Below are 24092 nucleotides of genomic sequence, written 5' to 3'. Positions count from 1 at the left end.
CGCCGCGCTGCGGCTGGTGGCCCGGCTGACCGAGCGGGAGCGGGCGGTGCTGGTCCTGATGGCGGAGGGACTGGCCAACACCGACATCGGCGCCCGCGTCCACCTCAGCCTGGGCACCGTGAAGGGCCACGTCACCGCCATTCTCGCCAAGCTGCAGGTGGGCAGCCGGGTGCAGGCGGCGCTCGTGGCCGAACGCGCCGGTCTGCTCAGGACGGCGGCACAGGACGGGGGAACCGGATGACCGCCCGGCGCCTGCCCGCCCCGCTGATCGACGCCGCCCTCGTCGTCGCCGCGCTGACGGACGTACGAATAAACGTTTCCCCTGATTACGAGCAGGGCATGGCGTGCGCCCTGATCGCCGCCTTCGTCCTGCCGCTGCGCCGCCACCTCCCTCTGGTCACCTTCCTCGTCACCCTCCTCTCGGCCCTGTTCACCGACGCGGTGTTCGCCCCGGTGGCCGCGCTCTACACGCTGTCCTCGCTCAACCACCACCGCTCCCTGCTGGCCGCCTGCGCCGTCGTGTACGCGGTCAGCGACTTCCTGCCGTTCCGGTGGTGGGTGCCGGAGCACGTGGACTTCACCCAGAACCTCAACGCCCAGGACCTCACCCACACCCTGGCGTGGGCCACCGCCCCCGTCTTCCTCGGCCAGCTCGTCCAGGCCAGACGGGAACTGTCGCTGCGGCTCGCCGAGATCTCCGAGGCCCGCGAGCACGAACGGCTGCTCACCGCCCAGAGCGTGCTGGCCCGCGAACGCGCCCAGCTCGCCCGCGAGATGCACGACATGGTCGCCCACCAGGTCAGCCTGATCGCCGTGCAGGCCGGAGCGCTCCAGGTGGGCACCCGGGACGAGGAGACCCGGCAGGCCGCGGCCACCATCCGGCGCCTCAGCGTGCAGACCCTGGAGGAACTGCGGCACATGATCACCGTGCTGCGCGCCTCCGGCAGCCGTCCCACCGAGCTGACCCCGCAACCCTCGCTCGCCGACCTGCGGCACCTGGTCAGCGGCAGCGGCATCGAGGCGAAGCTCCACACGGACCTGCCCGGCACGCTGCCGCCGCCGGTCCAGCGGGCCGTCTACCGCACCGTCCAGGAGGCCCTGACCAACGTCCGCAAACACGCCCCGGGCGCCATGGCGACCGTCCGGGTCCACCAGGTGAACGGCACGGTCCACGCCACCGTCACCAACACACCCGCCAGCCGGCCGGCGTTGACCCTGCCCGGCGCCCACCACGGCCTGGCGGGCCTGCGCCAGCGCGCCGAGCTCCTCGGCGGCACCGTGACCTCGGGGCCCACCGCGGGCGGCGGGTACGAACTCCGTCTGGAGCTGCCGCCCGACACGGCGCGGTGACGCCGGCGGACGGCGAGGGCCCCGGCAGGTGTCCTCCCCGCCGGGGCCCTCGCCGTTGCCGGTTCACCGCACGCGTGTCACCGGCGGGCCTCCCGTGCGGGGTTGCCCGCCCAGCGGGTGCCGGGCGCCACCTGCTCGCCCTTCATCAGGAAGGAGTCGGAGGCCACCGAGGCGCCGTCACCCATGGTCGAGCCGTAGTGGACCACGGCCCCCGTACCGACCGTGCAGCCCGCGCCGAGGGTGATGCGGTCGGACTTGAAGGTGCCGTCCTCCTGGGAGTGGCACTGGAGGGCGGCGCCGTTGTTGAGGGTGCAGTCGTCCCCGAGGGTGATCAGGGTGCGCTCGGGCATCCTGCAGCCGTCGTCGAAGAGCCGCCGGGCGCCGCGGACTCCCAGCGCGCGCCAGAACAGGCCCTTGAAGGGGGTGCCGTTCAGCAGCTTCAGCTCCAGTGCCTGGTGCTTCCAGAAGCGCTCGTGCCGCCAGAAGTCCGGGTGGTAGATCGAGCAGTACAGCGGGTGCTGCCGGCGGAAACCGGTGGTGGCCCGCTCGGACACGACCGTGAAGCCGATGGTGAACAGCAGGGCGAGCACGGTGGCCCCGGCGATCGCGGTGGCGGTCGCGAGCAGGGAGCCGTGCAGGGACGCCGCCGCCCAGAAGAACGCCAGCAGGACGAAGGTGTGCAGCCAGCGGGCGCACAGGAACGAGGCCAGGGTCACGGCGTTGTGCCGGTTCTTCGCCTTCAACCGGCGGCGCAGCTCCGCCCCGTCACGGAGGTGGTCGAAGGCCGCGTCGCGCTCGACGGTCCGGGGGATCTCGAAGGGCGGCGAGCCGAGCAGCCCGGTGTTCTCCCGGAGGGGGCCGTCCACGGGCACCATCACCTTCGTCGCCAGCAGGACGTTGTCGCCGGTCCGGCCGTGGGCGGGGTAGGCGACGTGGTTGCCGAGGAAGTTGTGCGCCCCGATGGTGACCCGGGACAGGCGGAAGGAGCTCCCGGAGTAGTCGGCGTTCAGCATCGACAGCCCGTCGGCGACCATGGTGCCGGTGCCGACGGCGCTCAGGTACGGGTCCTGGTGCTTGACGTCGGTGCCGAAGTTCGAGCCGGTCTGCTCCACACCGGAGAGGTCCCAGCCCACCAGGCGCAGGTAGGGGACGATCGGGGAGCTGTCGCCGAACAGCCGGGTGAAGGACTTGACGTTGGTCAGGCGCGCGACCGACCGGTGCAGCGAGTAGTGGAACCCGTAGAGCCGGTAGGTCCGGTCCGCCTTCAGCGGAAGGTGCAGCAGCCGGGGCACCGTGGCCACCAGGACGAGGCCGGCGAGCAGGGCACCGAAGTAGAGCACGAACGACACCAGCAGGGCGTCCGCGAGGAAGGACCAGCTGAACACGGAGACCGCGGCGGTGGTCGTGAACATTCCGAGCTGCGGGAGCTCGGCGGTCACCAGGCCGATGCCGCCGACGGTCAGCGGCGCGTACAGCAGCAGCGCGCCCAGGAGCTGCGCACTGCCGTAGGAGAAACGGTTCCAGGCGGTGCAGCGGGCCGGGGCGACCGTCTTGTACTCGGTCGTGCAGCGCTGCGCCGGGGAACCGTGCCAGGCCTGTCCCTCCGGCACCGACTGCCCGGGGTGCAGGGAGGAGGCGTGGCCGAGCTGGGCCCCGTCGCCCATCGAGGTGTCGATGTCCAGCACCGTCACCTCACTGACGTACACGTCCCTGCCCAGGGTGACCGGACCGGTCTGGATCCATCCGGCGTGCGCCCGGTAGCAGGGGAAGTAGGCCTCCTTGCGGATGACCGTGCCCTCGCCGACGGTGAGCAGGTCGGTGCAGACGGGGACGTGCGTGGAGAAGACGGCGGTGCCGCGCCCGATCTTCGCGCCCAGTGCCCTCAGGTAGAGCGTGTAGAGGGGCGAGCCGACGAACAGCACCAGCGGGTTGATCTGCACCAGCGTCCTGACGAGCCAGAAGCGCAGGTAACCCGGGCTCCAGACGCGGATCCGGCGTGGTGTCCAGCGGCCGATGAGCGTCCACTTGGCGACGACCGGCAGGACGCACACGCCCAGGAGGACCGCGCCGCCGTACACCACGGCCCGCAGGTAGCTCGCCAGGAGGCCCGAGCCGGCGGCGACCCAGTCGTAGCCCAGGGCGATGACCAGCGCGCTGACGTAGACGTAGCCGAGGAAGGCGAGGAGCTGCAGCGTGCCGCAGAGGAGATGGCTCGCCCCGCTCACCTCGGCCGGTGGCACGACGTCGACCGGCGCCGGGGGCGGTGGCGCCGCGGAGGCGGGGACGGGGGCCGCGAGCGCCTGCGCGAGGCTGCGCACCGTCTGGTGCCGGTAGATGTCCTTCATCGACACCGACGGCAGGTCCGCACGCTTCCTGACCCGTGCGCAGAAGTGCGCCATCACCAGGGAGTCGGCGCCCAGGTCGTCGAAGAAGTTGCTGTCGGCCGCCACCCGCTCGGTGCGCACCACCTCGGCCAGCACCTCGGCGAGATGGCTCTCGAGGCCGGCCTCGGGTTCGGCGCGGGCGCCCGGTACGGGCGCGGCCCCGACCGCCTCGGCCGTCGAGACATGGTCTGAACGGTTCACTGTTCGAACTCCTTGTACATCACAATTATTTGGATGGGGAGCGTCGGGCCCGGCCGATGGACGAGAACCGGGCACCGGAGGCCCGGTGTCCTCGGGCCTGAGCCGTCATGGCGTCATCGGCGCCGCCGCGTCACCGACGGCAGCCGGGAGCTGTGGGCGTGGACTGCGGTCGGCGGAGGGCGGGGCCGCGCCGCAGCGGCACTGCGGCGACAGCGGCACACCGCCCCGGACATCGGGGCGCGGTACGGCGGTGCGGGCGGATGCCGGAACGCTCACCGGCTCCCGTACGGACGTGCCGACGGCACGCGGGCGGCCACCGGCCCGGACGGCGGTGCCGCAGCTCTCCCGCAGGGTGCCCGGCCGGCGCCGCAGGCCGTGGCCGTCCCGCCGGGGGAAGAACTCGAACGCATTCGTCCGGCGACCGGCCAAGCCTGGAATGTCATGTCTTCAAGGATCGGAGCGCCGTGGAACGGACGACATCCGGCAGGTCGCTGGAGAAGCCCGGCCGAACGGTCGCTTCCAGGCTTCCAAGTGGCTGGAGTCTCCGCCTCACCCGGCCGGAATCGCCGCCGGGTGAGGCGGTGCGTCCCGGTCTGTGGTAGTGGGATGCCGGTGGTTTCCACCTGCCCCGCTGGACCAGACCGGTGGCGGACCGGTGCCGGACGACGAAGACCCCGCCCTGACGTGATCAGAAGCGGGGTCTCGCAGTGGAGCGCCGGGCAGGCCTTGCACCTGCATTTCCCCGCAGGAAGCGGGGCGTCTTTCCTTGGACCACCGACGCGTGAGGCAACTGCCGCTGCGTTCCTGCTGCTTCCGCGGCGCGCTCAAGATCCACCTTAGCGCATTCCGGCGGGGTTCCCTCACCCATTCGGCGGAACACGCCGAACTCGCGGTCGCGGGGCCGGCCGCCGCCTCCTCCGTGTCCGACGGGACGGCGGGCCGCTATCCGTCCAGGGTGCCGCGGGGGTTGGTGCCGTAGGTGCGGCGGTAGAGGGCGGCGAAACGGCCGGGGTTGGCGAAGCCCCAGCGGGCGGCGATGCCCGCGACGGTGACGCCGCTGCCCGGGCCGGCCGTCCTCAGGTCCGCGTGCGCCTGGGCGAGGCGGACCTGCCGCAGATGGGCCATGGGCGTGGTGTCCAGGTGACGGCGGAAGGCGTACTGCACGGCCCGGGGCGTGAGGCGCACGGACCCGGCGATGTCCGCGAGGGTGATGTCCCGGTGCGCGTTGTCCTCGATGTACTGCGTGGCGCGGCGCACCAGGTGGGGAACGGGGCCGGTGTGCTCCGCGGGCGCGAACCCGGTGCCGGTGAGGGTGTTGGGGAAGACCACGAGGGCCGTCGCGGCCAGCAGCCGGGTCGCGTGGCCCATGACGAGGGGGCTGGCGACGGCGGCCGGCATGCGCAGCAGGCCCATGGCGTAGACGTGCGCGTGGCGCCACTGCGCGGCGGCCCGGGGCCCGGCGGGGTGCTGGGACAGGAACGACCACCGGACGGGCGCCCCGTCCGGGGCGGCCCCGGCGACGTCGGTGAGCAGCGCGGCGGGCAGCTGGAGCGTCTGTGCCCGCACCTGGTGGGCGCGGCCCCGGTGACGCAGGGCGGGGGCGGCGGCCAGCAGCACGTCGCCGCGGCCGTACCGGTCGGTGCCCGTGCCGCGGTCCCTCTCGATGGTGCCCTCGAGCAGGGTGAGGACGACGACGGTGTCCCCGCCGTCGACGGCGTAGGCGGCCTCCGGCCGCGAGGTGAGGTCGGTGAAGGTGAGCGGTCCCGCGTCGATCCGGGTCAGCGTCGCGACGGTGCCCGCGACGGGTGTGCAGGTGACGCGCACGCCGTTGTAGGCCTCCGCGAGGAACTCGCGCGCCCGCTCCCGGTCGGCGGTGACGAAGCGGGACGGCCTCCCCGCGGGTCTCCCCTCGGACACCCCCTCGGTTCTCGCCTCATGACCATGACCAGGAAGGTCGTCGTGCGGCACGCCCTCCTCCCGCCTCCCCCGCCCGCCCTGCCGGGCCCTTCGGGGCAGCCCGGCCCGCTCGTCGCCGACGGTACTCCGGTCCGCCGCGGAACGGACCGGTGCGGGAGCCCCGCGCGGCCGCGGGTGCGCGTCCGCGTGGGGCGGGAACGAAAGGGGGCAGCCTACGTGACGCGGTGCGACCCGGTCTCGTTAAGGCGCCGTGCATGAGCACGGGCAGACGCCTATCAGGAGCGGAACATGGTGCGAGCAGCAGGCCCGCAGGGTACGTCGGTGCCGTCCCCGGAGGCGGCGGTGTGGCTGTTGCTGGGCCGGGACCTGGACCAGGACCGGGTGACCGGTGTCCTCGGGGAGGCGCTGGGCCGGGAGTTCGGGCCCGACTGCGCGGTGGTGCACAGCTCCCGGCTGCTGCTGGGGCTGCGGGCCGGGGACCTGACGCTGCACGGCATGGACGGTGCGGAGCTGGCGGCGCCGCGGGTGGTGTACGCGCGGCTGTCGACGCCCCAGCTGAGCTGCGACCGCGAGGCGACGCTGCTGCGGCAGCTGCGCGCCATGGGGGCGGCGCTGGTCAACCCCGTGGAAGCGGTGCTGGCCTGCGTCAACAAGTTCTGGCACCTGCAGGAGCTGGCGCTCGCCGGGCTGCCGGTCCCCGACACCCGCACCTACACCGCGGCGGAGCTGGGCGAGGCCATCGCCGCGGGGGTGCCCGAGCCGTGCGTGGTCAAGGCGGTGCGCGGGCACCGCGGCCGGCGCGTCTTCCTGGCACCGGACGCGGCGACGCTGCGGGACGTGCACGGCTGTCTGGCCGCCGACGTGCCCTACCTCTTCCAGGACTACGTGGCCCACTCGCACGGCAGGGACCTGCGGGTGATCGTCGTGGACGGGCGCACGGCCGCCGCCCAGGTCCGTACCGGTGCCTGCGGCTCGTTCAAGTCGAACCTCTCCCTCGGCGGCACGGGCACGCCCTGCCTCGGCCGGTACCCGGAGGGTGAGGCACTGGCCGAACGCGCGGCGCGGGCCCTGGGCCTGGGGGTGGCCGGGGTGGACCTGCTGTTCGAGGCCGACGGCGGCTTCACCGTGTGCGAGGTCAACGCCAATGTGAGCTGGCGTCCGCCGCTCGACGGCACGGTCGTACCCGCCGTCGTGGCGGCCTGCCGCGCCCGGCTGGCCGCCGCCGACGCGTCCGGCCGCCCGGCGAGGTGCCCCGACCGCAGGCCGCCCGATACCGCCACTGCCACCCCCGACGTCCCGTCGAGCCGGGCCGTCCCGGACCGCTCCTCCTCCGTCCGCGGCGCACCGAGCCGGTCCGGGCGCTGACACGACCGGGCACGTCGTCACGGCCTCGTGGCGCGCGAGGCGTACCGGGGCTGCGCGCGGACCGAGGGTATAAAGCGCACCTGGCGGATACTCGGGGCGGCGGACACGGGGGATGACCGGGCGACGGAGGGAGTCGGCCGTGCGGCACACACCGCCCGAGGGCACCGTGGAGATCCTCTTCATCGGCAACGCCACCCTGCTGATCCGCTACGGGGAGCTCACGCTGCTCACCGATCCGAACTTCCTGCACCGCGGGCAGCTCGTCCACCTCGGCTACGGGCTCACCTCCCGCCGGCTGACCGAGCCCGCGCTGGACGTGGCGGAGCTGCCCCACGCGGACCTGGACGCGGTGGTCCTCTCCCACCTGCACGGCGACCACTTCGACCGGGTGGCCCGGCGGGGGCTGGACAAGGGGCTGCCGTTCGTGACCACCCCGCACGCCTCCCGGGTCCTGCGGGGCCTGTTCGGTTTCCACCGCGCGACCGGTCTGCGCACCTGGCAGCGCCGGACCGTGCTGCACGGCGACTCGTCGGTGCGCGTCACCGCGCTGCCGGGCAGGCACGCGCTCGGCCCGGTGCGGGCCCTGCTGCCGCCGGTGATGGGCAGCCTGCTGGAGTTCGGCGACCGCTCGGGCGAGGTCCGGCTGGTGCTCTACCTCAGCGGCGACACGCTGGTGTACGACGGTCTGCGGGAGATCGCCACCCGGTGCCCGGAGATCCACCTGGCCGTCCTGCACCTCGGCGGCACGACGCTGCCGGGCGGCCTGGTGGTCACCATGGACGGCGTACAGGGTGCCGACCTGCTCGACCTGCTGCGGCCGCGTCGCGCGCTGCCCGTCCACTACGGCGACTACTCCGTCTTCCGCTCCCCGCTCCGGGACTTCGTCGCGGAGGCCGGACGGCGCGGTCATGACGCTCGCCTGGTGGACTGCACCCCGGGCGAGCGCGTGACCATCGGGGCGGGGACGTGACACCGGCCCCGCCGGCCCGCCCGGCGGGCACGGCCCCGTAGGCTCGGACGCCGGGAACGACCGAGTCACCAGGGGGTTCGAGTGTCCGAGCGCAACGTCACCGTCGTCACCGGGGGAAGCCGCGGCATCGGGGCCGCCGTCTGCCGGCGCCTCGCCCGCGACGGCCACGCGGTGGTGCTCGGCTACCGCTCCGACACGCCGGCGGCGCAGGCCGTCGCCGAGGAGATCCGCGCGCTCGGCGGGCGCTGCGTCACCGTGGCCGTGGACACCTCCGACGAGGCGTCCGTCGAGGGCCTCTTCGACGCCGCCGCCGCCGAACTCGGTCCGGTGACGGGCCTGGTCAACAACGCCGGGATCAGCGGGCCCAACGGCCGGCTGGCCGACGCGGACGCCGCGGGCATGCGCCGTGCGCTGGAGGTCAACGTCCTGGGCTACCTGCTCTGCGCCCGGCGGGCCGTACGGGACATGACGCGCACGGGCGGCGGCGTCATCGTCAACATCTCCTCCGCCGCCGCCACCCTCGGCAGCCCCGGCCAGTACGTGCACTACGCCGCGACGAAGGCCGCCACGGACGCCCTGACCGTCGGCCTCGCCAAGGAGGTCGCCGCCGACGGCATCCGCGTCAACTGCGTCGCCCCCGGCACCGTGTGGACCGACTTCCACGAGGACCCGCAGCGCCCCGCCAGGATCGCCGCGACCGTCCCCCTGGGACGCGCCGGACAGCCGGAGGAGATCGCCGGAGCGGTCGCCTGGCTGCTGTCGGACGACGCGTCGTACGCGAGCGGAGCCGTGCTCAGGGTCGCCGGCGGGCTCTGAGCACGGCTCGCCGGTGCTCGGGCAGGCGCGATGTCAGACACGGGGGACGCCCCAGCGTTTCACCACACCGTCCGAGGTCAGTGTGGTGAGAGTTCGGGCTTCAGGCCCGAAAGCGATCTCCAGGACATCCCCACTCGCGAGCAGGGTGCCACCTTCAAGGGCCTTCCCGTTCTGCGCATCCCACAGGCGGACTTCGTCACCCGAGGAGGTGGCCAGAACACGGCCGTCATCGTCGAACACAAGGGGAGCATGTCCGTCGATCATGCAGATCTCCTTGCAGTACGACGCGTTCCACATACTCACTCCCTCCTGGTCTTCGTTGTCGTTGAACACGATACTGCTGCCATGGCGACTCAAAGCGAGGCCATACAGCACCTTGCCGCGGCCCGGCACATGACGGGCCGGCCCTTCTTCCGACAGATCCCACAACAGCGTGCTCGGATTCGTCCCGTCCTCGTCGTCACTGATAAGGCTTGCCGCGACCGCCTCCCCCGTCGGATCGAACGAGATGAATTCCAGCTTCGTCGATCTCGACCGTGGAACCTTCAGCGTGATGGGATCCGCCTGGCAGGCGGCCAGATCCCACAGGTGAATGCGCCCTTCCCCACCGAAGTCCTGCTCACCCACTGCCAGCCGGCCGCCGTCCGGACTGATCGCCGTTGGGGGGTTCTCTCCGTTGTAGGGGAGAGTGCACCGTGACTTGCGCCGGTTGGCTCCTCTGACCGACCAGACCTCCGTCACGATCGCCCCCGTCCTGCGGTGGGAGACGGTGGTGAGCGAACCGCCATCCGCGCTCAGCGCATAAGCAAGACCCGTTCCGCGGAGAAGACTCCGGGACACTGCATCATCCAGGCGCTTCTCGGCAGTCCGCTTGCCTCCGGACCCCAGGTCGAGTACCCAGACGCCATCGTGTTTCGTTGCGCCATCACTTCGCAACTCCCTCTTGCGGAGGTACACGAGCCATCGCCCGTTCGAACTGAGCGAAGTGACGAAATAGCCGTCATTACCCGCAGGCACCCCGCGAACGAGAATGGTCGCCCGTGAACCATCCTCCGGCAACGCGGCCACCAGCATCACCGAAACCACAGCCATGATTCCCACGGCGACGCCGATCGCGCGCCGACGGAGACGGGTAGGCGCCGGCTGCTGCTGCTGCGGCTGGTCGTTGAGTCGTTCCTGGAGGCGGATGTGCCGGAATTGGAACACGCCTCCTGACTGACGTAGCACCCCTCGCCGTCGGGCTTCGGTGAGGAAATCGACGAGGTGCCAGGGCAAGGAGCCCCGTACGGCGAGCGAGAGCGCCGCCAGCCGGAAACGGGGCCATGCCCGTGACAGGAACACCAGGATCGCGCAGACGGCTCCGGGCAGCACCCCGGCCGTCTCGACGATCAGGAATGTCCGGAGGTCGTAGGACAACTCGTAGTCCCGGAACGCGAGGAAATCAGCGTAGTGCGGCTCGCCGAGCCAGCCCATGAACGCCGTCGCGGACATATCACTCGCCGCCAGGACGGGCATCAGGGCGGAACTCGTGATGAGCGCGGTCACCACGCCCGCGGCCAGGGCGCCGAACACCGCTGAGTTCCGGTCCTGTCGGAGCAGTTGGTTGGGCGTGATCTGGGCGGCACGCTCCGGTTGTGCGGTGAGCCAGTCATGGACGGCCACCGCGAGGCCGACCGTCAACGCCAGCGCGCTCACCAGGCCCAGCAGTTGGAAGAACTCCGTCGAAACGCCGAAGGTCCAGCCCTGCTTGCTGAGCGAGATGGCCACGGCCTGCCCGAGCACGATGGGCACAGCGGGAACGAGAGCCACCGCCACACCGGTGGCGGCCCCTCGGCGCAGTCTGCGCAGGGAACCGCGGAGGGTGAGCGACAGCTGGCCGGGGGCCGTGCCGGTGGCCGCATACCAGACGATCACCACGAGGATCGCCGTCCCCGTTCCCACCAGGGCAGAGACGCTGAAGGCCGACGAGAAAGCCGCTCCGGCCGAGACAGCGTCCGTCACGCCGTAGCTCTTCCGCCAGAGGCCGGAGTTGGACAGCCACACCGTCACCACCGCCATGAGCGTCGTCCCCAGCACGAGGCCCAGCACCGGCGCCGACCACGGCGACAGGAGCCGTTGACTCATCTGCCACCAGGCGAGGTCCCGTTCGCGGTGCCGGTGGAGGTACTGGGCGAGGTAGGTGAGCCAGCGGTGGGCCTCGGCCGTGTCCCAGCGAGGCGGCTCGCCCGTCGGCCGGCCGGACGGCAGCCGGTCCGGCGCGTACGCCGCGTCGATGAGGCGGTCCAGCAGATGGTCCTCGACGGCATGGCGGGAGTCGAACCGGGAGAGGTCGAGCAGTTCGGCGGGAGATCCGCCGAGACGTTGGTGGACCAGGCGCGCCAGGGACACCATCAGCGGGGTGGACAGCGCGGTGCGGACCGGGGAGTCCGGCGGGGCGGTGCGGAGGTGGCCGTACACCTGGTCCCAGCGCGTCGTCGGATCCGGCCAGTCGACGGCCCGGAGGTAGGTGACGACGTCGGCCACGGCGAGCGGAACGACCCGGACCACCGGGGCGCGGCGCAGAGTGGGGGAGCCCGCCGCGATCACGTCCCCGTACTCCACGGCCCGGCAGGTGACGACGATGGGGCGCTCGGCGCCGAGGGCGTGGTTGATGGCACGGACGGCACCGCGGCGTGCGGACTCGGGGATCTCGTCGAGGCCGTCGAGGATCGGTGTGAGGAGGCCGTGGTCCAGCAGCGCCCGGGGGGTGTCGGAGCGGCCCCGGTAGTAGGTGTCCGCCAGGGTGCGGACCATCCAGTCGTCGAGCGGTTCGGAGACGGGGTCCCATGAGGACGCCGCGAGCAGGACCGGAACCGGCTCGCCGGCACCCCGGCGGCCCAGGAGTCCCAGGGCGAGGAGGATGGCCAGCACGGTCTTGCCCGAGCCCGGCTCACCGACGGCTACCAGACGGCCGGCGGGGAGTCCCCGGTACCCCTCCGCGAGCTGGGTGGTCATGCTGTCGAAGTCACCGTTCAGCCGGCCGTCCAGACGCAGGCGGACGCGGCGGTCGGCGGTCGACTGGACGGCCGGGTCGGCTGCCGTCCAGGTCAGTGGCAGGACACACGGGTCACGCAGCCTGCGCGCTCTGGCCTCGTCCGACCACTGGTCCTCGACCGTGCGCGCGAGGTCGTCGGCCTGGGCTGCCGGCGAGAGCGGGGGGCCGCTGTCCCCGCGCAGGTAGTCGGCGACGGCCACGGCCAGCGCGAGGATGCCGAGCAGGATGCCGATGACGTCCTTCTTGCCGATACCGTCGTACGCCAGCCATACCGGCACCAGCACCGCCGCCGCACCCAGTCCGGCCAACGCCGTGTTCCGCTTGACCTGACGCCATCGGCCAGGGCCCGAGGAAGGAGACCGCAACAACATGCCGTTCAGCGTGGGCGCCCTCGGACGGGCCCGGTGCGGCTATCAGACCGCAATCACCACAACGGATGACCACTGGATCGCGGAGTCGACGGACGGCTCGACGATCACGTAGGGCCGTCCGGCTCCCCCGATGGAGGCCGCCCGCGCCGCGGCAGCGGGCCGGTGCCGCGGGGCAGCCGGCCAGCGTCCGCGAGCGCCCGGCGCAGCAGGAACTCGATCTGCGCGTTGGCCGACCGCAGCTCGTCGCCGGCCCAGCGGGCCAGGGCGTCGTGGACCAGCGGGTCCAGCCGCAGCAGCACCTGCTTGCGCTGCTGCCGCGGCCGCCGCCCGGTCGCTCCCTCCCGGGTGTCCGGGGGCGGCTCGCTCTCCGGGGTGTCCGGACCGGTCGACGTCACTGGTAGAGCGACCCGGCGTTCACGACGGGGCTCGGCGCCCGGTCCCCGCACAGCACCACCAGCAGGTTCGACACCATCGCCGCCTTCCGCTCCTGGTCCAGCTCCACCAGGTCCCGCTCGGCGATGCGCGCGAGCGCCGCCTCCACCATGCCGACCGCGCCGTCCACGATCTGCCGCCGGGCCGCCACGACGGCGCCGGCCTGCTGCCGCTGGAGCATCGCCGAGGCGATCTCGGGAGCGTAGGCGAGATGCGTGAACCGCGACTCGATGATCTTCACACCGGCCGCATCGACGCGCGCGTGCAGCTCGACGGCGAGCTTCTCGGTGATCTCCTCCGCGTTGCCGCGCAGCGACAGCTCGTCCTCGCCGTGCGCGTCGTACGGGTACTCGATCGCGATGTGCCGGACGGCCGCCTCGGTCTGGGTGGCGACGAACTCCAGGAAGTCGTCCACCTCGAACGAGGCCTGCGCGGTGTCCTCGACCTTCCAGACCACGACCGCGGCCAGCTCGATCGGGTTGCCGTACGCGTCGTTGACCTTCAGCACGGCGGTCTCGTGGTTGCGCACCCGCGTCGAGATCTTGGTGCGGGTGGTGAAGGGGTTGACCCAGCGCAGCCCGTCCTCGCGGATCGTGCCGCGGTAGCGGCCGAAGAGCTGGACGACGCGGGCCTCGCCCGGCGCCACCATGTTGAGCCCGCACATCGCCAGGAACGCGGCGACGCCGACGAGGATGCCGACGATGATCAGCACGGTCTTGGCGGCCGTCGCCTCGGAGACCGCTCCGAGGACGACCAGGCCCGCCCCGCCGAGGAGCCCGACGAGCCCCAGCAGCAGGGCGAGCCCGCCGCCGATGCTGCGCGCGGTGAACTCCCGCACGCGCGGGGCCGGCATCTCAGGAGCGTCTACGTCTACAGGTGTGGGCGTGGGCGTGGGCGTGGCAGCGGACATGGGATCCCCCGGTCTCCTCGGCTGATGCACTGATGGGCTGATGGGCTGACAGACCAGAACGTCGCCATCTATCTAAGTGATATCACTTTACCCGGCCTCCATGCCATGCGCCGACGCCGGTTGTTGCGGGCACGTGGCACGCCCGCGCCGGTGTCGTTGCATTCGCCCCCGCGCCGACGGCCTCGTATTGACCGGTTCTTCGACGTCCCACTAGCTTCGGCGGCATGCGGACGTCCCCGCAGTTCCGAAAGAGGCGGGCCATCGATCTGATGCGCGTCGCCACCGCGGTGTGTAGCTGAAGCCCGCGCCCACACCGCCCTTCGCGAGCGGCACCGGCCCGCCGTGCTCCTGGTCACGCACGACGTCGACGAGGCGATCGCGCTCGCGGACCGGGTCGTCGTGCTCGACCGGGGCCGGATCACGGCCGACCTCCCCGTGGACCTCCCGGCACCGCGCCGCCACGGCACGGCAGCAACGGGTACGCGGCTCTGGGGGGGAGGCTGCTCGGCCACCGGGGAGTGGACCTCAGCGAGATCTCGCCTTGAAGGGGCGCGGGGAACCGCGCGACCAGCCACAACGGCCCCGCAGCAGTGCACCGCGCCCCCAGCGGAGCCTTACCGCTTGATTTCCTTGATCTTGAGCATGCGCGTGATCACCTTGTCGAGCTCCTCGTCCTCGAAGACCTTCTTCCAGTCGTCGCGGACGATCGACTCGCGGCCGTAGTCCATGGCGATCAGGCAGGCGTCCGAGAACGGGTTGGAGCCCTTGAGGGTGTTGGCGAGGGCGACCTGGGTGTGGCCGAGGAGCATGGCGCGGGCGGCCTTCTCCGGGACGCCGACGGTGTGGACCGTCTCGTGCAGGGCCTCGGTGAGCAGGGCGCCGACCATGCAGGCGATGGTCTCGACGAGGGTCGGCTCCAGGACGGCGAGCTGCTTGACGGTCACCCAGTGGACGTCGACGACCGGCGCGTACATCACGCGGATGACGGAGTCGGCCAGCTTCTGCTTGGCCTCGTCGCCGCCCTCGTACGCGGCCACGACCTCCTGCGGGGCGGCGATGCCGCCGAAGGTGTCCTGCCACTCCTCCTTGGTGGTGCGCTCCAGGAAGACCGACGGGTGGCAGGGGTGGGCGCAGGCGTAGTGGATGTCCTCGCGCTCGAAGAGCAGACCGGCGTACGCGGCGGCCGGGTCCAGGGTGAGGACGATCGTGCCCGGCTTCATCAGCGGCACGAGCTCCTCGGAGACCTTGCCGAGGACGACGTCCGGCACGGCGAGGATGACGACGTCGGCCTGGGCCACGGCGTCGGCGGACTCGGTCAGCTCGCGGCCGAGGTCGCGGATGAGCTCCTGGCCCTTGGGCGAGGCCTCGCTGAAGAGCACCCGGAAGTCGCTCTCGACCAGGTTGTTGGAGACGCGCTGGCCCATCTTGCCGGCGGCCCCGATGACCGCGACGGTCTGCACGTCAGTCTGGGTCTGGTTCTCGGTGGCCATTACTTGCTCCTCAGAAGGGTGGTGCTCAAAAGAGTCTCGATGCTGTGCTGCGTCCACTGGTGTTCGAGCCGGGCGGTGGTGTCGAAACCCTCGTCCTGCCACGGGAGCCAGTGCTCCACGATCTGGTTGATGCCGTCCGCGTGCTCCGGCCGGGCGGCGCGGACCGCGGCGATCATGCCGTCGTAGTCCAGGAGTCCCTCGCCCAGCGGGCAGCCGGCGTAGGTGAAGCCCACCCAGCCGTCCCGGCGCGTGAAGGAGAAGTCCTTGACGTGGATGTTGACCACGTACGGCGCGGTCGCGGCGACCACGTCGACGGGGCGCTCCAGCCGGGCGACGCTGTTGCCGGGGTCGAGGACGACGCCCAGGTGCGGGTCGTCGACGGCGCGGACCACGGTCAGCAGGTGGTCGGTGGAGACCTGCTCGTACGTCTCCAGGCCGAGGGTGACGCCCGCGTCCGCGTACCGGGGCACCGACTCCTTCAGGAGGGCGGTCGCCTCGTCGATGCCCGGCTGGTGGTCCACCGTGTTGAGCATGGAGCGGACCAGGGTGACGCCCAGCTGTCCCGCCATGTCCAGGTACTTGTCCAGGTGGGCGGTGCGGACGCCGCGGGTGCCGAGCTCCAGGCGCAGGCCGAGGTCCTCGGCGGTGGCCCGGACGTCGGCGAGCTGGGCCGCGTCGTACGACTCGACCGGCGCGTAGTCGCAGATCTGGAAGACCTGGCCGCCGAGGTCCGCGGTGTCCTGGAGCATGGCGGTGAGCGTCATCGGCTCGGGGGCCCGCCCGCTGATCCGCCAGAAGTAGGCGTAGGTGCTGATGCCGTAGGCCGTCATGACGCCACCGCCACGGGGGCCGGAGCGGTCTCGGGGGCCTGGATCTCGTCGAGGATCGCCTCGACGTTCGCCGGGTCGTGCGCGAAGCGGCCGAGGAAGAGGCCGTCGGCGGCGCCGTCCAGGCGGGTCAGCAGGCCGGGGCCCGCGCTGCCGCCGTAGATGACGGAGGAACCGGCGTTGCCCGGCCGGGTCTCCAGCCAGCGGCGCAGGGCCGTGCACACGGTCGCGATGTGCTCGGCGGAGGCCGGCTCCGGGGCGCCGATGGCCCACTGGGGCTCGTACGCCAGGATCACCTCGCCGTCGAGGCCCTGCAGCAGGCGCTCGGCCTCGGCGACCGTGCGCTCGGCGGCCTCCTCGGGGTTCACCTGGTCGCGCTCGCCGAGGCAGAGCACCGGGGTGAGGCCGTTGCGCAGCGCGGCGGCCGTCTTGGCGGCCACGACGGTGTCGCCCTCGCCGTACAGGCGGCGGCGTTCGGCGTGGCCGACCTCGGCGTAGCGGCAGCCGATCTCCTTGAGGACGGAGCCGCTGACCTCACCGGTGTACGGGCCGGAGTCCTCGGTGGCGATGTCCTGGGCGCCGAAGGCGATCCCGGAGGGGGCCAGGATCCCGGCGGCCGGCACCAGCGTGGGGAAGGCCGGCAGGACGAACAGCCGGGCCGCGCCGGAGGTGACCGCGGGATGGCGGTCGGCCAGTGCGGCGATCTTCCGGGCCCAGTTCAGCGTCTGGTGGTGGCCGAAGTACATCTTCAGGCTCACCCCCAGCGTGAGGGGGGACGTGGGGGGCGTGGACATCAGGCCGCGGCCTCAGCGTCGTCGGGGGCCTCTTCGTAGTCGCACATGAGCTGCACCTTGGCGGCGGACGCGGAGGTCTCGTCGAAGCGGTAGGTCAGCCACTCCTTGGCGAGGCGGCGGGCGAGCTCCAGGCCGACGACGCGCTGGCCGAAGGTCAGGACCTGCGCGTTGTTGGAGAGGACCGACCGCTCGACGGAGAAGGAGTCGTGGGCGGTGACGGCGCGGATGCCCTTGACCTTGTTGGCCGCGATGGCGACGCCCAGGCCGGTGCCACAGACCAGCAGGGCCCGGTCGGCCTCGCCGCGGGCGACCATCTCGGCGGCGGCTATCGCGACCTTGGGGTAGGCGGTGTGGCCGTCGGCGTCCACGCCCACGTCGAAGACCTCGGCGACCAGGTCGCTGCCCTGGAGGTCCTTCTTGAGGGCTTCCTTGTACTGGTGACCGGCGTCGTCGCAGCCGACGACGATGCGCAGCTTCTGAAGGTTCTCGCTCATGTGGGTCTTCCTCAGTGGTGGTTGAGCAGCACGCCGTGCACGGCGCGGGTGATCAGGGCCAGGGAGTGCGCGCCGGCGTCGGGCGTGCCGAGGGACTTCTCGGCGTGCGGCCGGGCGCGCCCCTTGCGGGGCAGCAGGTCGGCGGTGGCGACGGCGGCCGCCTCGGCGGCATTCGCGGCGCGGTCCCAGCTGTCGGTCAGCGGGGTGCCCGCGGCGACCAGCTCGGCGAGGGTGTCGGCGAACGGGACGAGGACGTCGACCATCGTCTTGTCGCCGACCTCGGCGCCGCCCAGCCGCCGGACGCCGGCGGACGCCTCCGAGACGCCGTGCGCCACGGAGTCCGCGGTGGGCTTGTCCTGGTCGCCGAGCGCGGTGCCGATCGCGCGGAGGATGGTGCCCCACAGGGCGCCGGAGGTGCCGCCGGCCTTGTCGGCCCAGGCGTCCGCGGCCCTGATGAGCACGGTGCCCGCGCCCGCGCCGAGGTCGTGGGCGGCGACGGCGGCGCGCCGGGCGGCGGTGGAGCCGCGCTGCATGCCGATGCCGTGGTCGCCGTCCCCGGCGACCGCGTCGATCCGGCCGAGCTCCTCGACGTGGGTGTCGACCGTGGTGGCCACGGCGGTCAGCGCCGCGAGGGCGGTACCTGCGGCCCGGCGGGACTCCTCGGAGGCCTCGGGGACGGTCTCGTCCTCGGCGAGGTCGACCGCCACGGCCGCGGCCGGCTCCGCCTCGGGCCCGGTGAAGGCGCCCTTGCGGTGGGCGGGCGCGTCGACCGGGGCCCGCCACAGCTCCTCCAGCTCGTCGTCCAGCCAGGTGAGCGTGAGGGAGATGCCCGCCATGTCGAAGCTGGTGACGAGCTCGCCCACCTCGGGGTCGACGATCTCGACACCGGCGTCCACGAGGAGCTGGGCGACCTTGCGGTAGACGACGAAGAGCTCTTCGTACTTGACGGAGCCGAGGCCGTTGAGGATGACCGCGGCGCGCTGTCCGCCGGGCCCGTCGACGCCCTCGGGGATCTCCTTGAGCAGGCTGGTGACCAGGAGGTGGGCCGCCTCGTCGGCGGTCGGGAGCGCCTCCTCGCCGATGCCCGGCTCGCCGTGGATGCCGAGGCCGACGGCCATCCGGCCCTCGGGGACCGTGAAGAGGGGCTCGTCGGCGCCCGGCAGGGTGCAGCCGGAGAAGGCGATGCCGAAGGAGCGGGTGCGGGCGTTCGCGTGCCCGGCGACGCGCAGGACCTCGTCCAGGTCCGCGCCGCGCTCCGCCGCGGCGGCCGCCGCCTTGAAGACGGGCAGGTCACCGGCGATGCCGCGGCGCTTGGCCGCCTCCTCGGGCGAGGCGCTGGAGATGTCGTCGGTGACGGCGAACGTACGGGCGTCGATGCCGTCGCCGGCCAGGCGTTCGGCGGCCTGGCCGAAGTGCAGGACGTCACCGGCGTAGTTGCCGTACATCAGCAGCACGCCGGCGCCGCCGTGGGCGGCCCGTGCCACGCTGCGGATCTGCTGGGCGGAGGGCGAGGCGAAGACGTTGCCGGCGGCCGCGCCGTGGGCGAGGCCCCGGCCGACCAGGCCGGAGAAGGCCGGGTAGTGGCCCGAGCCGCCGCCGATCACCACGGCGACCTGGCCCTGCGGGGTGCCTCCGGCACGGACGACACCGCCGGTGACGGGCCGCACCCAGCGCCTGTGGGCGGCGGCGAAGCCCTCGAGCGCCTCGTCGGCGAAGGCGGCGGGGTCGTTGAACAGGCGGGTCATCGAGTGGTCTCCATCTGCTTGTGCTCGGTGTCGGCCGTCGGCGCGCCGGTGCCACCGCGGGAGGCCAGCCACACCATCAGCGCGGCCGACAGGAGCATGAAGAAGCCGACCAGGTAGAGCGGTACGTAGTAGTCGCCGGAGAGGTCCTTCAGCCAGCCGGTGATGTAGCTGGAGGCGAACCCGGCCACGTTGCCCGCCGTGTTGATCAGGGCGATGCCGGCGGCCGCGGCGGCTCCGGTGAGGAAGCGCGAGGGCACGGACCAGAAGACGGGCAGGGCGGCGAAGATGGCGCAGGCGGTGATGGTGATGACGGCGACCGTGGCGGCCGGCGAGCCCATGTACAGCGCGAGCGGGATGGACACACCGCCGACGACGGCCGGTCCGGCGATGTGCCAGGTGCGGACACCGTGCTTGGTGGCGTGCCGGGACCAGAAGAAGAGCACGATGGCGGCGGGCAGGTACGGGATCGCGGTGATCCACGCCTTGTCCATGACGCTGAAGGTGGTGTCGTACTGCTCCTGGAAGCCGTTGATGATCGTCGGCAGGAAGAAGGCGAGCGCGTACAGGCCGTAGACGAAGCCGAAGTAGACGAGCGCGAGGATCCAGACGCGGGCGTTGGTGAAGGCGGCCTTCAGCTCACCCTTGCCGTGCTTGTGGTCGTCGCCACCGGTCTTGCCCGCGTTCTCCGTCTCCAGTTCGCGCGTCAGCCAGTCCTTCTCGTCCTGCGTCAGCCACTTGGCGTCGGCGGGGCGGTCGATCAGGTAGAACCAGGCGACGACGCCCAGCAGGATCGCCGGCAGGGAGACGAACAGGAACATCACGCGCCAGCCCTCGAGGCCGAAGAGCCCGTCGTGGCCGATGAAGTAGCCCGCGAGCGGGGCACCGAAGACGGTGGTCAGCGGCTGGGCCAGGTAGAAGAGTCCGAGGATCTTCGTACGGTGGCGCGAGGGCACCCACTGGCTCAGGAACAGGATGGCGCCGGGGAAGAAGCCCGCCTCGGCGACACCGAGCAGGAAGCGCAGCACGTAGAGCTGCTCGCTGCTGCTGACCCAGGTGAACAGCAGGGAGACGATGCCCCAGGTCACCATGATGCGGGAGAGCCAGCGGCGGGCACCGAAGCGGTGCAGTGCCATGTTGCTGGGCACTTCCAGGACGATGTAGCCGAGGAAGAAGATTCCTGAGGCGAAGCCGAACTGGGCGGCTGTCAGCGCGAGGTCCTGCCCCATGCCGTTGGGTTCCGCGAACGAGACGGCCGTGCGGTCCAGATAGTTCACGAAGAACATCAGGGCCACAAAGGGCACGAGGCGGACTGAGACCTTCTTGATGGCAGTTCTCTCGACTGCCGCGGATGGCGCGTCGGCGACCATGACGACTCCTCGGCTCGCCCGGACAGCTCCGTCCGGGATGGGTCTCGCCGGTGGCTCGTTTTCGGACACGGCCGACCGGATCGGCTTCACGCTATGCCTCGAACCCCAAATTGGTCACCAATTTACCAATGTGGCGACCGTCTCAAAGTGAAGGCGCGATCAACCCTTGACAAACGTCGCCCGTGTCACTGTTGAACTGGCTGGTCAGACAGAGAAAGCACCCATCTGGTTGACTGGTGGCCGTGACCAGTCAGCCTGATCAGCAGACCCCCGCCGCCCCCTCCGATCTCGCGCAACTCCTGCGTCCCGTGGTGCGGGAGTCCTCCGTCAGCGAGGTCGCCAAGCGGTTGCTCGACCACCTGTCCTCCGGCGACATCCGGCCGGGCACCCGGCTGCCCGCCGAACGGCAGCTGGCCGAGGCGCTCGGCGTGGCACGCTCCAGCGTCCGCGGCGCGCTGTCCGCGCTGGACGTGCTCGGCATCGTCGAGATCCGGCCGGGTTCGGGGTCGTACGTGCGCGAGGGGACGTCGGAGTTCCTGCCGCGCGCCATCAACTGGGGCCTGATGCTCGGCCAGCGCCGCACCCGGGACCTGGTGGAGGTGCGCACCTACATGGAGGGGGTGTCCGCACGCCTGGCCGCCGAGCGCGCCTCCGACGCGGACGTCGCCCTGCTCGAGGAGCACCTGCGGCACATGCGGGACGCGGCCGGTGACGTACGCGCCTTCATCGACGCGGACATCGCCTTCCACCTGGAGACCGCGCGCATCGCCGGCAACACCGTGCTCAGCGACATCCTGCACAGCATTCGCGCGCTGCTCCAGGTCTGGATGGAGCGCGTCAGCGACATCGAGGGGACCGTGACCGGCACCCTCTGTGAGCACGACGCCGTCCTGGAGGCCATCCGCGACCGCGACCCGGAGGCCGCGGACCGCGCCATGGCCGAGCACATGCGGATGGCGAGCGCGCGACTCCGGGCGTCCATGGACGCGGACCACGACTGAACGCGCCGCCCGGGCCCGCCCCGGGCGATCTCCCGGGCGTGAGCCGGCCGATCCTGGACACCCGCCGTGTCATGCATGCGTCGAGGCAGCTCCCGCAGGTGTCCGCGTCCACGCCCGGACGGAGGTAGTCCATGCTCGCCCTTGTCATGGCCCTGCTCGTGCTCGGCGCCCTCGTGGGCGCCGCGGCCTACCTGCCGTTGCCCGTCACCCTGGTCGTCGGCAGCCTGATCGCGGCGTACCTCCTGGTCTTCGCCGCACGGGAACGGTCCCGCCGCGGCCGGACGGGGAGGGGGTGACCATGCGGCTGACCGCGGCGCCCACGCGCGAGGCGGGACGGCGGGACACCGAGGGGATGGCGGTGGCGTCGTTCACCCTCGGGCTCGCCGGCCTCCTCGTACTCAACCTCGTACTCGGCCCCCTGGCCATCTGGCTCGCCGTGACGGCGCTGCGCCGCGGCACGCCGCGCCCCGCGCGCGCCCGGCTGGGTCTCGCGCTCGGCATCGCGGACGTGGCCCTCCTGGCCGTACTGGTGGCCGTCTACGGTACGGACCCGCTGACGTTCTGGAGCTCCTAGACACGACAGGCACGGCAGACAGGGCAGACACGGCAGACATCGGCGGACGGTCGGGACACCCCGTGACCAACCGAACTAAGGCTAGGCTAACCTTCACCTCGTGAGACCTGGTGAAGACGCTCCCCGCGCACCCCTGCGCGGCCATGAGCTGTCGGCCCGGGAGGTGACCGTCTCGTACGACGGCGTCGACGTCGTCCACGCGGCGGACATCACCCTCCGGCCCGGCGAAGTGACCGCCCTGGTGGGCCCGAACGGCAGCGGCAAGTCGACGCTGCTGCGCACGATCGCGCGCCTGCAGCGGGCCCGCAGCGCCTCCCTGACGATCGACGGGGACACCGACGGCCTTTCCCTGACGGCCCGTCAGTTCTCGCGGCATGTCGCCCTGTTGACGCAGACGCGGCCGACGCCGGGCGGACTGACCGTCCGGGACGTCGTCGAGTTCGGCCGCTATCCGCACCGGGGCCGCTGGGGGCGGCCCGACCCGGACGGAGCGGCCGCGGTCGACCGCGCCCTGCGGCTGACCGGCGTCGAGGAACTGGCCGGCCGCGGCGCCGAGCAGCTGTCCGGCGGGCAGCTCCAGCGCGTCTGGCTGGCGAGCTGCCTCGCCCAGGAGACGGGCGTCCTGCTCCTCGACGAGCCCACGACCTACCTCGACCTGCGCTACCAGGTCGAGCTGCTCGACCTGATGCGCGACCTGGCCGACGACCACGGCATCGCCGTCGGCGTCGTCCTGCACGACCTGGACCAGGCGGCGGCCGTCGCCGACCGGATCGCCCTGCTGGACGCGGGCCGCATCCTCGCCGACGGACCGCCCGAGGACGTCCTGACGCCGGAACGCCTCAGCACCGTCTACGGCATCCGCATCGACGTCGTCACCGACCCCCTCACCGGCCGGCTGCGCACCCGCCCGATCGGCCGCCACCACACCCGGAGCGAAAGGCTCGGCACCCCCTCATGAGACGCCACCTCCTCACCGCGGCCGCCGCCGGCGCCGCCGCGCTCGCCCTCGCCGCCTGCGGCACCACCGAGCCCGCCGCCGACGGCGCGGAGAAGTCCGCCGAGCCGATCACCCTCACCGGCGCGAACGGCACGGAGGTGGAGCTCGACGGCCCCGCCACCAAGGTCGTCGCCACCGAGTGGAACGTCGTCGAGAGCCTCGTGTCGCTCGGCGTGGAGCCCGTGGGCGTCGCCGACGTCAAGGGGTACCGGACCTGGGACTCCGCCGTACCGCTGAAGAACGAGCCCAAGGACATCGGCACCCGGGGCGAGCCCAGCATGGACACCATCGCCGCCCTCTCCCCCGACCTCGTCGTCGCCACCACCGACCTGTCCGCGGCCGCCCTGAAGCAGCTTCGCGAGATCGCCCCGGTCCTGGAGGTGGAGTCCGCCGACGCCGCCGACCAGCTCGGGCTGATCAAGGGGAACATCGACCTCATCGCCGAGGCCACCGGCACCACCGAGCAGGCCGAGAAGGTCAACGAGTCCTTCGACGCGAAGCTCGCCGAAGGGAAGAAGGCCCTCGCCGACGCCGGTCTCGACGGCACCCCCATCGCCTTCGCCGACGGCTACGTCACCTCCGGCCAGGTCTCCGTCCGCCCCTACACCAGCGGTTCGCTCATCGGGACCGTCAACGAGGAGCTCGGCCTGGAGAACGCCTGGACGGTCGAGGGCGACGAGAGCTACGGGCTCGGCGCCACCGACGTCGAGGGGCTCACCGAGCTCCCTGACGACGTCCGGTTCGCCTACATAGGCAGCGACGAGGAGGAGAGCGCCACCCCGTTCGCGGGCGCGCTGGCGAACAACTCCGTGTGGAAGTCGCTGCCGTTCGTGAAGAACGGCGACGTGCACCGGCTGCCCGACGGCATCTGGATGTTCGGCGGCCCCGGGTCGATGGAGGCGTACGTCGACGCCGTCGTCGACGCGCTGACGGCGAAGTAGCGCGAGCGGAAGCACCGAGCAGCCATGGCCGTCGCCGCGAAGACCCCCGCACCCCGTCCGCCCGCCCCCGCCGGCGCCCCGCCGGCCCCCGCCGCCGCGGGCCGGCGGGGCG

The 24092-nt window shown here is 72.2% G+C and carries 21 protein-coding genes and 1 pseudogene; 11 read left to right on the top strand and 11 right to left on the bottom strand.

Going from position 1 to position 24092, the window contains the following annotated elements; genetic code table 11:
* Nucleotides 1-241 (top strand): response regulator transcription factor (locus UW392_RS43675; protein WP_320780871.1); only part of this gene is annotated, 241 nt, incomplete at its 5' end.
* Complete coding sequence (locus UW392_RS43670) at nt 238-1350, top strand: sensor histidine kinase (RefSeq protein ID WP_320780870.1); 1113 nt, start codon at nt 238-240, stop codon at nt 1348-1350. The genes UW392_RS43675 and UW392_RS43670, both read left to right, overlap by 4 nt.
* A 77-nt stretch (nt 1351-1427) precedes the next feature.
* On the opposite strand, the gene UW392_RS43665 is transcribed toward UW392_RS43670, so the two are convergent.
* Nucleotides 1428-3935: a Pls/PosA family non-ribosomal peptide synthetase gene (locus UW392_RS43665; RefSeq protein WP_320780869.1), complete on the bottom strand. Its 2508-nt coding sequence runs from the start codon at nt 3933-3935 to the stop codon at nt 1428-1430.
* A gap of 942 nt (nt 3936-4877) precedes the next feature.
* Nucleotides 4878-5852: a helix-turn-helix transcriptional regulator gene (locus tag UW392_RS43660; RefSeq protein ID WP_320780868.1), complete on the bottom strand. Its 975-nt coding sequence runs from the start codon at nt 5850-5852 to the stop codon at nt 4878-4880.
* Between the two features lie 288 nt (nt 5853-6140).
* Between UW392_RS43660 and UW392_RS43655 the strand changes: the two genes are divergently transcribed.
* The 3 genes from UW392_RS43655 (at nt 6141) to UW392_RS43645 (ending at nt 9003) form a co-directional block, all read left to right on the top strand.
* Nucleotides 6141-7217 carry a RimK family alpha-L-glutamate ligase gene (locus UW392_RS43655; RefSeq protein ID WP_320780867.1) on the top strand — a complete coding sequence of 359 codons (1077 nt, stop codon included), beginning with the start codon at nt 6141-6143 and terminating at the stop codon, nt 7215-7217.
* Nucleotides 7218-7356: 139 nt separating this feature from the next.
* Entirely contained in the window at nt 7357-8187 is an 831-nt protein-coding gene (locus tag UW392_RS43650; protein ID WP_320780866.1) for an MBL fold metallo-hydrolase, read from the top strand.
* 81 nt (nt 8188-8268) lie between these two features.
* Entirely contained in the window at nt 8269-9003 is a 735-nt protein-coding gene (locus UW392_RS43645; RefSeq protein WP_320780865.1) for an SDR family NAD(P)-dependent oxidoreductase, read from the top strand.
* A gap of 33 nt (nt 9004-9036) precedes the next feature.
* On the opposite strand, the gene UW392_RS43640 is transcribed toward UW392_RS43645, so the two are convergent.
* The 3 genes from UW392_RS43640 to UW392_RS43630 all read right to left on the bottom strand — a co-directional run bounded on the left by UW392_RS43640 (nt 9037) and on the right by UW392_RS43630 (nt 13750).
* Nucleotides 9037-12345 (bottom strand): hypothetical protein, encoded by a 3309-nt coding sequence (locus UW392_RS43640; protein WP_320780864.1) that lies wholly within the window; start codon nt 12343-12345, stop codon nt 9037-9039.
* A 167-nt stretch (nt 12346-12512) separates the two neighbouring features.
* On the bottom strand, nt 12513-12707 hold the full coding sequence (locus UW392_RS43635; protein ID WP_320780872.1) for a hypothetical protein: 195 nt from the start codon (nt 12705-12707) through the stop codon (nt 12513-12515).
* Between the two features lie 92 nt (nt 12708-12799).
* Nucleotides 12800-13750, bottom strand: a complete 951-nt coding sequence (locus tag UW392_RS43630; RefSeq protein WP_320780863.1) for an SPFH domain-containing protein — start codon at nt 13748-13750, stop codon at nt 12800-12802.
* Nucleotides 13751-14068: 318 nt separating this feature from the next.
* Between UW392_RS43630 and UW392_RS67140 the strand changes: the two are divergent.
* Nucleotides 14069-14295: pseudogene (locus tag UW392_RS67140) on the top strand (sulfonate ABC transporter ATP-binding protein); the annotation flags it as partial.
* A 69-nt stretch (nt 14296-14364) separates the two neighbouring features.
* On the opposite strand, the gene UW392_RS43620 reads toward UW392_RS67140, so the two are convergent.
* Genes UW392_RS43620 through UW392_RS43595 form a run of 6 tightly spaced genes read right to left on the bottom strand, consistent with a single transcriptional unit; the run spans nt 14365 to nt 20467 of the window.
* The gene (locus tag UW392_RS43620) at nt 14365-15240 is read right to left on the bottom strand and encodes a phosphogluconate dehydrogenase C-terminal domain-containing protein (RefSeq protein WP_320780862.1); all 876 of its coding nucleotides are present in this window, start codon (nt 15238-15240) and stop codon (nt 14365-14367) included.
* Nucleotides 15240-16070 (bottom strand): sugar phosphate isomerase/epimerase family protein, encoded by an 831-nt coding sequence (locus tag UW392_RS43615; RefSeq protein ID WP_320780861.1) that lies wholly within the window; start codon nt 16068-16070, stop codon nt 15240-15242. Before UW392_RS43615 ends, UW392_RS43620 begins: the two co-directional genes overlap by 1 nt.
* Nucleotides 16067-16861: a triose-phosphate isomerase family protein gene (locus UW392_RS43610; protein WP_320780860.1), complete on the bottom strand. Its 795-nt coding sequence runs from the start codon at nt 16859-16861 to the stop codon at nt 16067-16069. Before UW392_RS43610 ends, UW392_RS43615 begins: the two co-directional genes overlap by 4 nt.
* Nucleotides 16861-17355: a ribose-5-phosphate isomerase gene (locus tag UW392_RS43605; RefSeq protein ID WP_320780859.1), complete on the bottom strand. Its 495-nt coding sequence runs from the start codon at nt 17353-17355 to the stop codon at nt 16861-16863. Before UW392_RS43605 ends, UW392_RS43610 begins: the two co-directional genes overlap by 1 nt.
* An 11-nt stretch (nt 17356-17366) precedes the next feature.
* The gene (locus UW392_RS43600) at nt 17367-19100 is read right to left on the bottom strand and encodes a dihydroxyacetone kinase family protein (RefSeq protein WP_320780858.1); all 1734 of its coding nucleotides are present in this window, start codon (nt 19098-19100) and stop codon (nt 17367-17369) included.
* The gene (locus UW392_RS43595) at nt 19097-20467 is read right to left on the bottom strand and encodes an MFS transporter (RefSeq protein WP_320780857.1); all 1371 of its coding nucleotides are present in this window, start codon (nt 20465-20467) and stop codon (nt 19097-19099) included. Before UW392_RS43595 ends, UW392_RS43600 begins: the two co-directional genes overlap by 4 nt.
* Before the next feature lie 236 nt (nt 20468-20703).
* Here UW392_RS43595 and UW392_RS43590 point away from each other — a divergent pair, with 236 nt between their 5' ends.
* The 5 genes from UW392_RS43590 to UW392_RS43570 all read left to right on the top strand — a co-directional run bounded on the left by UW392_RS43590 (nt 20704) and on the right by UW392_RS43570 (nt 23980).
* On the top strand, nt 20704-21468 hold the full coding sequence (locus UW392_RS43590; RefSeq protein ID WP_320780856.1) for a FadR/GntR family transcriptional regulator: 765 nt from the start codon (nt 20704-20706) through the stop codon (nt 21466-21468).
* Between the two features lie 131 nt (nt 21469-21599).
* Nucleotides 21600-21764: a hypothetical protein gene (locus tag UW392_RS43585; protein WP_320780855.1), complete on the top strand. Its 165-nt coding sequence runs from the start codon at nt 21600-21602 to the stop codon at nt 21762-21764.
* Between the two features lie 2 nt (nt 21765-21766).
* The gene (locus UW392_RS43580; protein WP_320780854.1) at nt 21767-22042 is read left to right on the top strand and encodes a DUF4190 domain-containing protein; all 276 of its coding nucleotides are present in this window, start codon (nt 21767-21769) and stop codon (nt 22040-22042) included.
* Between the two features lie 100 nt (nt 22043-22142).
* Nucleotides 22143-23000, top strand: coding sequence for an ABC transporter ATP-binding protein (locus tag UW392_RS43575; RefSeq protein ID WP_320780853.1), 858 nt, complete (start codon nt 22143-22145; stop codon nt 22998-23000).
* Complete coding sequence (locus UW392_RS43570) at nt 22997-23980, top strand: iron-siderophore ABC transporter substrate-binding protein (RefSeq protein ID WP_320780852.1); 984 nt, start codon at nt 22997-22999, stop codon at nt 23978-23980. Before UW392_RS43575 ends, UW392_RS43570 begins: the two co-directional genes overlap by 4 nt.
* Nucleotides 23981-24092 lie beyond the last annotated feature (112 nt).

This window comes from Streptomyces sp. CRN 30, assembly GCF_034105845.1.
This window is presented reverse-complemented; position numbering and strand designations above follow the sequence as displayed.